General features: G+C 63.5%; 10 protein-coding genes. 3 read left to right on the top strand and 7 right to left on the bottom strand.

Annotated features, from left to right (window positions below):
- Positions 1-41: 41 nt before the first annotated feature.
- Both nudE and cysQ read left to right on the top strand, forming a co-directional pair.
- Positions 42-608, top strand: a complete 567-nt coding sequence (gene nudE, locus HU767_RS13740) for an ADP compounds hydrolase NudE (protein ID WP_186729758.1) — start codon at positions 42-44, stop codon at positions 606-608.
- Positions 605-1,432 (top strand): 3'(2'),5'-bisphosphate nucleotidase CysQ, encoded by an 828-nt coding sequence (gene cysQ / locus HU767_RS13735; protein WP_186729757.1) that lies wholly within the window; start codon positions 605-607, stop codon positions 1,430-1,432. Before nudE ends, cysQ begins: the two co-directional genes overlap by 4 nt.
- A gap of 212 nt (positions 1,433-1,644) precedes the next feature.
- Here cysQ and HU767_RS13730 read toward each other — a convergent pair whose 3' ends face one another.
- From HU767_RS13730 to rfbB, 7 genes are all read right to left on the bottom strand, one after another.
- Entirely contained in the window at positions 1,645-2,100 is a 456-nt protein-coding gene (locus HU767_RS13730; RefSeq protein ID WP_186707286.1) for a YiiD C-terminal domain-containing protein, read from the bottom strand.
- 37 nt (positions 2,101-2,137) lie between these two features.
- Positions 2,138-3,529 carry a sigma-54 dependent transcriptional regulator gene (locus HU767_RS13725; RefSeq protein WP_186707285.1) on the bottom strand — a complete coding sequence of 464 codons (1,392 nt, stop codon included), beginning with the start codon at positions 3,527-3,529 and terminating at the stop codon, positions 2,138-2,140.
- On the bottom strand, positions 3,526-5,334 hold the full coding sequence (locus HU767_RS13720) for an ATP-binding protein (protein ID WP_186729756.1): 1,809 nt from the start codon (positions 5,332-5,334) through the stop codon (positions 3,526-3,528). Before HU767_RS13720 ends, HU767_RS13725 begins: the two co-directional genes overlap by 4 nt.
- 68 nt (positions 5,335-5,402) lie before the next feature.
- Positions 5,403-6,287, bottom strand: coding sequence for a dTDP-4-dehydrorhamnose reductase (rfbD, locus tag HU767_RS13715; protein ID WP_186729755.1), 885 nt, complete (start codon positions 6,285-6,287; stop codon positions 5,403-5,405).
- Positions 6,284-6,829 carry a dTDP-4-dehydrorhamnose 3,5-epimerase gene (gene rfbC / locus HU767_RS13710; RefSeq protein WP_186707282.1) on the bottom strand — a complete coding sequence of 182 codons (546 nt, stop codon included), beginning with the start codon at positions 6,827-6,829 and terminating at the stop codon, positions 6,284-6,286. Before rfbC ends, rfbD begins: the two co-directional genes overlap by 4 nt.
- Positions 6,826-7,701 (bottom strand): glucose-1-phosphate thymidylyltransferase RfbA, encoded by an 876-nt coding sequence (gene rfbA, locus HU767_RS13705; RefSeq protein WP_186707281.1) that lies wholly within the window; start codon positions 7,699-7,701, stop codon positions 6,826-6,828. Before rfbA ends, rfbC begins: the two co-directional genes overlap by 4 nt.
- Complete coding sequence (gene rfbB / locus HU767_RS13700; protein ID WP_186707280.1) at positions 7,698-8,780, bottom strand: dTDP-glucose 4,6-dehydratase; 1,083 nt, start codon at positions 8,778-8,780, stop codon at positions 7,698-7,700. Before rfbB ends, rfbA begins: the two co-directional genes overlap by 4 nt.
- Positions 8,781-8,987: 207 nt before the next feature.
- On the opposite strand from rfbB, the gene HU767_RS13695 reads away from it, so the two are divergent.
- The gene (locus HU767_RS13695; RefSeq protein WP_186729754.1) at positions 8,988-11,900 is read left to right on the top strand and encodes an aminotransferase; all 2,913 of its coding nucleotides are present in this window, start codon (positions 8,988-8,990) and stop codon (positions 11,898-11,900) included.
- Positions 11,901-11,908: the final 8 nt, after the last annotated feature.

Genomic DNA, 11,908 nt, shown 5'->3' with positions numbered 1-11,908 from the left:
AGGCCGGGTATAGTAGCCCGCTATCGCCCAGGGAGCCGTTTATGCGCCAGAAACCCACCATACTCGATCGCCGGATCGTCGCTACCAGCCGCCTGTTCTGTGTAGAAGAACTGAAATTGCGGTTTTCCAACGGTGTGGAGCGCACTTATGAGCGTCTGGCGAGCAAAGGGGTGGGCTACGGCGCGGTGATGATCGTGGCGATGCTTGACGCCGACCATGCGGTGCTGGTGGAAGAGTATTGCGGTGGCACCGATGCTTACGAGTTGTCCCTGCCCAAGGGCTTGATCGAGCCAGGGGAAGATGTACTGGCGGCGGCCGAGCGGGAGCTCAAGGAAGAGGCCGGTTTCGGGGCGCGACAGTTGGAACATCTGACCGAGTTGTCGCTGTCCCCCGGCTACATGAGCCAGAAGATCCAAGTGGTGCTGGCGACCGATTTGTATGAAGAGCGCCTGGAGGGCGACGAGCCCGAGCCGATGCGCGTGGACAAGGTCAACCTGCACGAGCTGTCGGCCCTGGCGCAAAACCCGCAATTCACCGAGGGCCGGGCCTTGGCGGCGCTGTACTTGGCCCGTGACCTGCTGGCCCAGCGTGGAGCATTCCTGTCATGACATTTCCTCATTCGCTGATGGCCCCGGTGGTCGAGCTGGCGCTCAAGGCCGGCGAGGCGATCCTGCCGTTCTGGCGCGCCAACGTGTTGGTCAACCATAAGGCCGACGAGTCGCCGGTGACCGCTGCCGACATGGCGGCTCATGATGTGATCGTGGCCGGGCTGGCGGCGCTGGCCCCGGACATTCCAATCCTTTCCGAAGAAGACGCCGATATCGCGCAAAGCGTGCGGGCCGGCTGGCAACGCTGGTGGTTGGTGGACCCGCTGGATGGCACCAAGGAATTCATTTCCGGTAGCGAAGAATTCACCGTCAACATTGCCTTGGTAGAGCAGGGGCGTGTGGTGTTCGGCGTGGTGTCGATGCCCACCAATGGTCGCTTCTACGTGGGTGGCGCTGGGCTGGGTGCCTGGCGTGGTGACAAGGCGGGCGTACCTTTGCCTATCGCGGTGCGTGACGCAGTGGCGCCGGGCGAGGCGTTCACCGTGGTCGCCAGTCGCCGGCATACCAGCCCGGAGCAGGAGCGCCTACTCAACGGTTTGAGCGCGAGCCTGGGCGAATTGCAACTGACCAGTATTGGCAGCTCGTTGAAGTTTTGCCTGGTGGCCGAAGGCGCGGCGGATTGTTATCCACGGTTGGCGCCAACCTCCCAGTGGGACACCGCCGCCGCCCAGGGGGTATTGGAAGGTGCGGGAGGCGCGGTGCTGGATTTGAGCGGCGAGCCGTTCTGTTATCCACCGCGTGAGTCGCTGTTGAATGCGTCGTTCCTGGCGTTGCCGGCGCAAGCGGCGTGGCGTGGGAAACTGTTGGAGCTGGCACGCTCCTGAGCCCTACCTGATTCTTGTGGTAAAAGTTTTTTGTCTGGCAAGAGTGCTTTTTGTGGCGAGGGAGCTTGCTCCCGCTGGGTTGCGAAGCAGCCCCTGCTTTGGCGGTTGCTGCGCAACCGAGCGGGAGCAAGCTCCCTCGCCACAGGGGCTACCCACCCTCCAATCCAGGTCACAGGGGCTACCCACCCCTACAATCCAAGCCATGTGCTGTTTCAGCGGTGCAACACGTATTGCCCCTCGAACTGTACCGCCACGTCCTCGCTCCCGCTGTTCATCACCTGGGTCTGCAAGGCCAGCCGCGCCCGTCCGTAACGCCGGTAGGTGGCCAGGAAGCGTTTCCAGAGCTTTTCCTCAGGCGCTTGGCAGACGACGGCCGCATCGCGGGTCACCGGCAACGGATAACTGATCTGCCCTTCTTGAATCACGATATGCCCGTCTTCAATGCCTTCCTCGCGCAGGGCCAGGTGCAGCCAGCCCCAGCCACCGAGTACGGCGCCGCAGTACAGGCTACCGCCGAACATGGTGCTCTTGTGGTTGACGTTGGCCGCCAGCGGCAAGGACAGGCGCAGTTGCCGGGCCTGCCAATCGAGCACCTTGAGGCCCATGTCCCGGGTCAAGGGGATATCGTGGTGCAGGATCGATTCCAGGTAACGGCTGTCGCGGTTCATTGCGGGGCCTCTTGCTTGGCAGGGTAGTGACGATAATTCAATCGGATTCATCGGCCGACCCCTGGCTGCTGTCGCCGAAGGTCAGGCCATGCTTGCGCAACTTGTCGTGCAGGGTCTTGCGGGGAATGCCCAAGGCCTCGGCCAGGCTGCGCACCGAGCTGTGGGGGCGGGCCAATTCGGCGGCGATCAGGGTTTTCTCGAAGTTTTCCACCTGCTCGCTCAAACCGCCACTGACCAGTTCCACCGGTGCCCCAGGGTTGCCGTCGGGCGCGCTGTTGTCCAGGGCCAGCTCCAGGCCCAGGGCAAAGCGTTCCGCGGCGTTCTGCAGTTCTCGCACATTGCCCGGCCAGCTGTGGCGCAGCAGCAACGCCCGGTGCGCCGGCTGCAATTCGTGGGGCGGCAGGCCATGTCGGGCACTGGCTTCGTTGGCGAAATGCTGGAACAGCATCAGCGCATCCTCGCCCCGTTCGCGCAACGGCGGTATGCGCAGCGGCGCGACGTTGAGACGGTAATACAGGTCGGCGCGAAAACGCCCCTGGTCGGCGGCCTGGCGCAGGTCTTCCTTGGTCGCGGCGATGACGCGGATATCCAGGGGGATCTGTTGATTGCCGCCCAGCCGCTCCACCACGCGCTCTTGCAGCAGACGCAGCAGTTTGACCTGGACATCCAGGCTCATGCTCTCGATTTCATCCAGGAACAGCGTGCCGCCGTTGGCGAACTCGAACTTGCCGATGCGGCGTTTCTGCGCGCCGGTAAAAGCACCGGGTTCGTGGCCGAACAGTTCGCTCTCCACCACCGACTCGGCCAGGGCACCGGCGTTGATCGCCACGAAGGGGCCGTTGCGCCGGCCGGAGAGGTCGTGCAAGGCGCGGGCGACCACCTCCTTGCCGGCGCCGGTTTCACCGAGGATCAGCACGTCGGCACGTGTGGCGGCCAGCGCACCGATCTGCTCGCGAAGGCGCAGCATCGGGGTCGATTGGCCGACCAGGCGGGCACTGAGTTCATGGCGATCGCTCAGGGCCAGGCGCAGGCTGCGGTTGTCCAGCACCAGGCGGCGCAAGGCCAGGGCGCGGCGTACGCTGTCGAGCAGGTGATCGCTGGCGAACGGTTTTTCCAGGAAGTCGTAGGCCCCGGCGCGCATCGCCTGCACCGCCAGCGGCACATCACCGTGGCCGGTAATCAGCAGCACCGGCAGTTCCGGGTCTTGCGCATGGAGTTCGCCCAGCAGTTCGAGGCCGTCCATGCCCGGCATGCGAATATCACTGACCACCACCCCCGGCCAGTCACGAGACAGTTGCCCGGCCACGCCCTTGGCTTCGGCCAGGGGCAGGATTTTCAGGCCGGCCAGGTCGAGGGTCTGGCTCAAGGCCTGACGCAGATGGGGATCGTCATCGATCAGCACCACCTCAATCCGGTTGTCGATGGTCATACACTTCGGTCCTCGGACGGTTGCAGGCTCACCCCGGGCGCACCGGCGCGCAGCTTCAGGGTAATCAGGGCGCCGCCTTCCTTGTGGTTGGCGAACGACAGTTCGCCGCCGAAGGCGCGCATCAGGGTGTCGCAGATCGCCAGCCCCAGGCCAAGGCCCTGGGTGCGCGTCTTGGTGGTGTAGAAAGGCTCGCCGGCGCGGCCCAAGGCTTCCATGCAAAACCCTGGGCCGTTATCACGGATGTACAGGTTGGCGCCGGTGTCGGTGGCCTGGGCACTGATCCAGAGTTTGCGCGGCGGGCCCTTCTCGGTGAGCGCATCGAGGGCGTTGGCCAGCAGGTTGCCGAGTACCTGGCGCAGGCGGGTTTCGCCGGCCTCGACCCACAGCGTGGCGGCCGGCAAGTCGCGGATCAGCTCCACTTCCATGCTGCGCCGGCGTTTGGCGAGCAGCGCCAGGGCATCGTCCAGCGCCGGCTGCAGGGCGACGCTTTCCGGGGCATGACGGTCGCGACGGGCGAAAGCGCGCAGGTGGGCGATGATCGATGCCATGCGCCCGGTCAGTTCGCTGATCAGTTTGAGGTTGCCGCGGGCGTCTTCGGTGCGTTGGTGGTCAAGCAGGATCTCGGCGTTTTCCGCGTAGCTGCGAATCGCCGCCAGTGGCTGGTTGAGCTCGTGGCTAATGCTCGCCGACATGGTGCCCAGGGCCGACAGCTTGCCGGCCTGCACCAGATCATCCTGGGCCCGGACCAATTCCTGCTGGGCCTGCTCGCGCTCCAGCACTTCTTGTCTCAGTCGCCGGTTCAGTCCTTCCAGGTCGCTGGTCCGTTCGGCCACCCGGCCCTCCAGCTCCTGGCGGGCCTTGGCTTCGAAGGCGATCCGATCCAGATAGTGGCGCCGGCGTTGCATCATCAACCCGAGCAACAGCATCAACACCAGCAAGGCCGCGCCACCGGTGGCAACCACGGTACGCACGGGACGGTCGATCAGCGTGCGCGGGGCGAGGATGCTCACGCTCCAGCCGGTTTCTTCGATGGATTGGGTCTGGGGCAGCCAGGCGTTGGCATCCAGGTTCAGCGGTTTGGGATCGCGGGTTGGATAAGGTTGTACCGCGCTGATGGCCTTGCGCTCGTCGTCGCTGAGCGGCCGGGTCGCGCGAAAGCGCCATTCCTGGCGCGACGTGAGAATGACCACGCCGTTGTGGTCGGTCACCAGCAATTGTTCCGGGGTCTTGCCCCATAGGCTTTCGGTGTGGTCGAGGTCGACCTTGACCACCAGCACGCCGATGACTTTTTCGCGGTCGTGCACGGCGGCCGCGAAGAAATAGCCGCGCTTGGCCGACGTCGTGCCCAAACCGAAGAAACGCCCCAGGCGCCCGGCCATGGCTTCGATGAAGTACGGCCGGAAGGCGAAATTGCGCCCAACGAAACTGTCATGTTTGTCCCAGTTCGACGCGGCCAGCGTCTTGCCGGAAGGGTCCATCAGGTACATGACTTCGGCGCCTGTCTGGGCGCTGATGTTTTTCAGCAGCCGGTTGGCGTTGCCTTGGGTGACACCGTCGTCCGGGGCCGACAAGGCGGCGCGCAAGGCCGGCAGCTCGCCGAGGATCTGTGGCAACACTTCATAGCGGTGCAGCGTGCCCAGCAGGTTGGCGACGTAAAGGTCCAGGGTCTGGCGGTTCTGGCCGGCCAGTTCACTGCGGTAATAACGCTCGGCCAGGTGCTCCAACGGCCACAGCAACGGCGCCAGGCACAGCGCGAGCAAGGCCAGGCTGCGCCAACGGGGTCTGCGAGGAAGGGTGGAATTCATGAACATGGGGCGCCTGTGGTGTCAGGCGTATTATGCCTAGTTGTCTCGCAAATACTATTTGTAAGGCCTTACCAGGCTTGTCCGGCCAGACACCGCTGCAACGCGCTTCGCCAGTCGGGCTGGCTCACCACCCATTCCGTGGACAGGCGGCTGCAATCCAGGCGCGAGTTCAACGGTCGAGGGGCCGGCGTCGGATAATCGCTGGAGGCAATGGGCTCCAGTAGCGCGCACGGCTTGTGTCGCTCGAGCAGGTTTTCGCCGATGGCCTGGGCGAAACCGAACCAGGACGTCTCCCCCCGGGCGGTCAGGTGATAGGTGCCCCAGGCTCCGGTTTGACCGCTCTGCCAGCGTTCGATCAGTTGGACGGTGCTGTCGGCAATGGTGCCCGCCCAGGTCGGTGCGCCAATCTGATCGGCAACCACCCGCAGCTGCGGTTTTTCCTGCAACAGGCGCTGCATGGTCAACAGGAAATTGCGGCCCTCGGTGGAATACACCCAACTGGTGCGCAGGATCAGGTGCTGGCCGCCAGCCTGGCGGATGGCATTTTCGCCGGCCAGTTTGCTGCGCCCGTAGACGCTCAGCGGGTTGGGCGTGTCGTCCTCGGTGTAGGGGGTGGGCTTGAGGCCATCGAAGACGTAGTCGGTGGAGTAGTGAATCAACGGTATGCCCAGTTCGGCCGCTGCCTGGGCCAGGATGCCCGGCGCCGTGGCATTGATGGCGAACGCCCGTTCCGGCTCGCTCTCAGCCTGGTCGACGGCCGTGTGGGCGGCGGCATTGATGATCACGTCGGGTCTCAGGGCCTTGATGGGGGCGCGCAAGGAATCCGCCTGCGCCAGGTCAAGCTGGTCGCTGCCGCGTACGAGCAACTCGCCCATGCCGCTCAGGCGCGACTGGAGCGCTCGGGAAACCTGGCCATTGCGGCCGATGATCAGGATGCGCAAGGGCGTACTCATGGGAACAGGTCTGCCTCGTGCAAGGGCTTGCCGTTCTGGTCCTTGGCCGAGAGGATGGGCGCGCCTTCCAGTTCCCAATCGATGGTCAGTTGCGGATCGTCCCAGCGGATGCAGCGTTCAGATGAGGGCGCGTAGTAATCGGTGGTCTTGTAGAGGAAGTCCGCCGATTCGCTGAGCACGACGAAACCGTGGGCAAACCCTGGCGGCACCCACAGCTGCCGATGGTTTTGCGCCGACAGGCGAACGCCCGCCCATTGGCCGAAGGTCGGCGAGCTGCGGCGAATGTCCACCGCGATATCCAGCACCTCCCCCGCCGTGACGCGCACGAGTTTCCCCTGGGCCTGTTCGATCTGGTAGTGCAGGCCCCGCAGCACGCCCCGGGTGGAGCGTGAGTGATTGTCCTGGACGAACGGCAGGGTGCTGCCGGTCGCCTCGGCAAATGCCCGGGCATTGAAGCTTTCGTAGAAAAAACCCCGATCATCACCGAAGACTTTCGGTTCGATGATCAAGACGTCCGGCAAACGGGTGGCGATGACGTTCAACGTGTTTCTCCGACGATCTTGAACAGGTACTGGCCGTAGCCGGTCTTGCCAAAATACTGGGCGCGCTCAAGGATGTGCTCGCGGCTGACCCAACCTTGCTGGTAGGCAATTTCTTCCAGGCATGCCACTTTCAGGCCTTGGCGATGTTCGATGGTCTGTACGTATTGCGAGGCTTCCAGCAGGCTGTCGTGGGTGCCGGTGTCCAACCAGGCGAAACCACGGCCGAAGCGCTCGACGTGCAGGTCGCCGCGTTGCAGGTACGCATTGTTGACGTCGGTGATTTCCAGTTCGCCGCGTTTGGATGGCTTGATGGCCTTGGCGATCTCGATCACATCATTGTCGTAGAAATACAGGCCGGTCACCGCGTAGCTGGATTTGGGTGCGGTAGGTTTTTCTTCGATGGACATCGCCCGCCCTTCTGCATCGAAGTCGATCACGCCAAATCGCTCAGGGTCCTTGACCCAGTACCCGAACACCGTGGCGCCACTCGGTCGGTTGATGGCGGTCCGAAGTTGCTCGCCAAAATACTGGCCGTGGAAAATGTTGTCGCCCAGGATCAGGCACACAGAATCGCTGCCAATGAACTGCTCGCCGATCAGGAACGCCTGGGCCAAACCATCGGGCGACGGCTGCTCGGCATAGTTGAAATTCACACCAAACTGTTGACCGTCGCCCAACAGGTTGCGGTATTGCGGCAGATCCTGAGGGGTGGAAATAATCAGGATGTCCTTGATGCCTGCGAGCATCAGCACCGAGATCGGGTAATAGATCATCGGTTTGTCATAAATCGGCAATAGCTGCTTGGAAACCCCGAGGGTAATCGGGTGCAGGCGGGTGCCGGAACCGCCGGCCAGAACAATTCCTTTCATCATGCAATTGCATCCTTGTTGTCGAGCGAGCCCAGGCGCTCGCCCTGGTAACTGCCGTCCTGGACCCGTTGGCACCACAGCAGGTTTTCCAGATACCACTGCACCGTCTTGCGCAGCCCGGTCTCGAAGGTTTCTTGAGGTGTCCAGCCCAGTTCCCGTTCGATCTTGCTGGCGTCGATGGCGTAACGCAGGTCATGGCCGGGGCGGTCCTGGACGAAGCTGATCAGGTCGGCATAGTGCTCGACGCCTTCGGGTTTGCGTGGCGCCAGTTCTTCGAGCAGCGCGCAGATGCTGCGCACCACGTCGATGTTTTTCTGCTCGTTGTGCCCGCCGATGTTGTACGTCTCGCCGATCGCACCTTGGGTGACGACTTTGAGCAGCGCCCGGGCATGGTCTTCGACGAACAGCCAGTCGCGCACTTGCTGGCCGTTGCCGTAGACCGGCAGCGGTTTACCGGCCAGCGCGTTGAGAATCACCAGGGGAATCAGTTTTTCGGGGAAGTGGAACGGCCCGTAGTTGTTCGAGCAGTTGGTCAACAGCACAGGCAAGCCGTAGGTGCGTTGCCAGGCGCGGACCAGATGATCGGACGCCGCCTTGCTCGCCGAATACGGGGAGCTTGGGGCATAGGCAGTGGTTTCGGTGAACAGGTCATCCACGCCGTGCAAGTCGCCATACACTTCATCGGTGGAGATGTGGTGGAAGCGAAACGCGCGCTTATGCGGTTCTGCCAAAGCCTGCCAATACGCGCGGGTGGCTTCCAGCAGGCTGTAGGTGCCCACGATGTTGGTCTGGATGAAGTCCGCCGGGCCATCGATGGAGCGGTCCACATGGGACTCGGCCGCCAGGTGCATGATGGCGTCAGGTTGGAATCGCGCCAGCACCGCACTGACAGCCGCTTGATCCACTATGTCGGCCTGGACGAACTCGTAGCGGCTGTCGTGATCGATGCTGCTCAGGGACTCGAGGTTGCCAGCGTAGGTCAGCTTGTCGAGGTTCAGGACCTGATGTTCGGTATCGAGAATCAAGTGCCGTATGAGCGCCGAGCCGATGAAGCCAGCACCGCCAGTGATGAGAATGCGCATCCGGGTAAGCCTTTTTCCGTGGTACGACAAAGCGTAGGAGCATAGCTTGTCGGCATGGCGGGAGCGGTGCAAGCGAATATCCCATGGACACAGCCTCCTATACAGCTTCCTAGGAGGGCTGTGCATATTTTTGAACAGGGGGGTTGCTTATCCCCCGACTCGGTGGCGAGATAGGCATCCGAACAAAACCACCTCAGGGGTCGTTGTATGCCACTCGCTACGTTGGTTCACCGCGCCAGTTTGCCAAGCCCACAGATCAGCGCCGAGCAAGCGCTGGTGCTGTTGCGCTCGAATTACGGACTCAGCGGCGACCTGCGACCCCTTGGCAGCAACCAGGACCTCAACTACCGCGTCGACAGCGAGCGCGGACGCTTTGTGTTGAAAATTTGCCACGGCGACTACGTTGTCCAGGAAATCCAGGCCCAACATGCCGCGCTCAAGCACTTGGCCGGACACGACGCGGTGAAAGTGCCGCGGGTCATTGCGGCGATGAATGGCCAGGACCTGCTGACCTTGGACGTCGACGGCCAAGCGATTCACATGCGTCTGCTGGAATACATCGACGGCCAGTCCCTCACGCAGCTCAAGCACCTGCCCCCCGAGCTTGTCATTGGCCTGGGCAGTCTGTGCGCGGAAATGGACCTGGCCCTGGCCACATTCGACCACCCGGGCCTGGAGCGCACCCTGCAATGGGACGCGCGCCACGCCCCGGCCCTGGTCGATTACCTGCTGCCTGTCATCAAGGATGAAACACGACGGCATCGGGTCGCCGAGGTCGCGCAACAGGCCGAGCGGCGCTTGCAGCCGCTCAAGGCCAGCCTGCCGGTGCAGGCGATCCACATGGACATCACTGATGACAACGTGGTCTGGCAGCGCGATGCCCAGCGCCAATGGCAATTGCAGGGCGTTATCGATTTCGGCGACCTGATCCGTACCTGGCGCATCACTGACTTGTCGGTGACGTGCGCAGCCCTGCTGCATCACGCCGACGGCGATCCGTTCTTTATCTTGCCGGCGATCAAGGCCTACCACGCGATCAACCCCTTGCAGCGCCAGGAACTGTTGGCGCTGTGGCCGCTGATCGTGGCGCGCGCCGCGGTGCTGGTGCTCAGCGGTGAGCAGCAGGTTTCCATCGACCCGGACAACCACTACAGCCGCGACAACCTGGCCCATGAGTGGGAGATTTTCCGCGTCGCCCATTCGGTGCCCTTCGAACTCATGGAAGCGGCGATTCTCACCGCCGTCGGCCACAACCTGCCGGTCATTGCCAGCGAGGGCTTTGCGCCGCTTTTGCCGACCCTGGTAGGGCGCGAGTTCGCCCTGATCGACCTGGGAGTGCTGAGCCCGCATTTCGAGGCCGGCAATTGGGAGCAGCCGGGGATCGACCAGCGCCTGCTGGATGAAGCCGCGGGTGTTCACGGCCTGGCGGCCAGCCGCTATGGGCAGTACCGCTTGTCTCGCACTCGGCCGGACAGCGCCGTCGAACCCGACACTTATCCCTTGCACGTGGCGTTGAGTGTGCCGCGGGGAACGCCGCTCGAATCTCCGTTCGCCGGGGTTGTGCACACGTCTGCCGACGGCATGTTGCAACTGGACAGTGCACAGTTGAGCGTGCGCTTGTGGGGGGTGACGTCGCCGCTGCATTCCGGCGCGGCGCTGGTCAAGGGGCAGGTGCTGGGCGAAGTGACGGGGTCGCTGTGTGTCCAGTTGTGCCGGGGCGCCCACGTGAATCCGCCACTGTTCTGCACGCCCTCCAGGGCCCTGGCCTGGCAGGCGCTTTGCCCTTCGCCGGCGGTGCTGCTGGGGCTGGCGTGCGATGCCGAGCCGGAGACCGATCCCGAGGCGCTGCTGGCTCGTCGCGATGCGAGCTTTGCCCGTTCGCAGAAACACTATTACGTCGATCCGCCGCGCATCGAGCGTGGCTGGCGCAACCACCTGATCGACATGCAGGGGCGCTCCTACCTGGACATGCTCAACAACGTCGCGGTGCTGGGCCATGGCCATCCACGCATGGCGGCGGTGGCTGCCCGGCAATGGTCGCTGCTCAATACTAACTCGCGTTTCCACTATGCGGCGATCGCCGAGTTTTCCGAGCGCCTGCTGGCGCTGTCGCCCTCCAACATGGACCGAGTGTTCCTGGTCAACAGCGGCACCGAGGCCAACGACCTGGCGATCCGCCTGGCCTGGGCCTACAGCGGCGGACGGGACATGCTCAGCGTGCTGGAGGCTTACCACGGCTGGTCGGTGGCCGCCGATGCGGTATCGACCTCCATCGCCGACAACCCCCAGGCCCTGAGCAGCCGCCCGGACTGGGTGCACCCGGTGACCGCGCCGAACACTTATCGCGGCGAATTCCGCGGCCCAGACAGTGCGCCGGACTACGTGCGCAGCGTCGAACACAAGCTGGCGAAAATTGCCGAGAGCAAACGCCAACTGGCCGGTTTCATCTGCGAGCCGGTCTACGGCAACGCCGGTGGGATCGCACTGCCGCCCGGTTACCTGAAGCAGGTCTACGCGATGGTGCGCGAGCGCGGTGGGGTCTGCATCGCCGACGAGGTGCAGGTCGGTTACGGGCGCATGGGCGAGTTTTTCTGGGGCTTCGAAGAGCAAGGCGTGGTGCCGGACATCATCACCATGGCCAAGGGCATGGGCAACGGCCAGCCGCTGGGCGCGGTCATCACTCGCCGGGAAATCGCCGAGGCGCTGGAGGCCGAGGGGTATTTCTTCTCGTCGGCCGGCGGCAGCCCGGTCAGTTGCCAGATCGGCATGGCGGTGCTGGATGTCATGGAAGAGGACAATCTCTGGGAAAACGCCCGGGTGGTTGGCGGGCATTTCAAGGCTCGACTGGAGGCCTTGATCGATCAGTATCCATTGGTCGGCGCAGTGCACGGTTCAGGGTTCTACCTGGGCGTGGAGCTGATCCGCGACCGCGACACGTTGGAGCCGGCCACTGAGGAAACCACTGTGCTGTGCAATCGCTTGCGGGAGCTGGGCATCTTCATGCAGCCGACGGGTGATTACCTGAACATCCTCAAGATCAAACCGCCGATGGTGACTACGCGCCAGAGTGTGGATTTCTTTGTCGATATGCTGATGAAGGTATTGGACGAGGGGCTGTAATCGATCTG

Origin of the sequence: Pseudomonas sp. SWRI179 (assembly GCF_014268705.1) — a bacterium.
In the GTDB taxonomy this organism is placed as follows: Bacteria; Pseudomonadota; Gammaproteobacteria; order Pseudomonadales; family Pseudomonadaceae; genus Aquipseudomonas; species Aquipseudomonas zanjanensis.
The sequence above is the reverse complement of the archived record's forward strand: the minus strand, read 5'-3'. Positions and strand labels throughout refer to the sequence as shown.

What these genes read in the sequence shown, in the direction of transcription:
- nudE (WP_186729758.1), top strand. Translation starts at nt 42, where the DNA reads ATGCGCCAGAAACCCACCATACTCGATCGCCGGATCGTCGCTACCAGC.
- cysQ (WP_186729757.1), top strand. Translation starts at nt 605, where the DNA reads ATGACATTTCCTCATTCGCTGATGGCCCCGGTGGTCGAGCTGGCGCTC.
- HU767_RS13730 (WP_186707286.1), bottom strand. Translation starts at nt 2,100, where the DNA reads ATGAACCGCGACAGCCGTTACCTGGAATCGATCCTGCACCACGATATC.
- HU767_RS13725 (WP_186707285.1), bottom strand. Translation starts at nt 3,529, where the DNA reads ATGACCATCGACAACCGGATTGAGGTGGTGCTGATCGATGACGATCCC.
- HU767_RS13720 (WP_186729756.1), bottom strand. Translation starts at nt 5,334, where the DNA reads ATGAATTCCACCCTTCCTCGCAGACCCCGTTGGCGCAGCCTGGCCTTG.
- rfbD (WP_186729755.1), bottom strand. Translation starts at nt 6,287, where the DNA reads ATGAGTACGCCCTTGCGCATCCTGATCATCGGCCGCAATGGCCAGGTT.
- rfbA (WP_186707281.1), bottom strand. Translation starts at nt 7,701, where the DNA reads ATGATGAAAGGAATTGTTCTGGCCGGCGGTTCCGGCACCCGCCTGCAC.
- rfbB (WP_186707280.1), bottom strand. Translation starts at nt 8,780, where the DNA reads ATGCGCATTCTCATCACTGGCGGTGCTGGCTTCATCGGCTCGGCGCTC.
- HU767_RS13695 (WP_186729754.1), top strand. Translation starts at nt 8,988, where the DNA reads ATGCCACTCGCTACGTTGGTTCACCGCGCCAGTTTGCCAAGCCCACAG.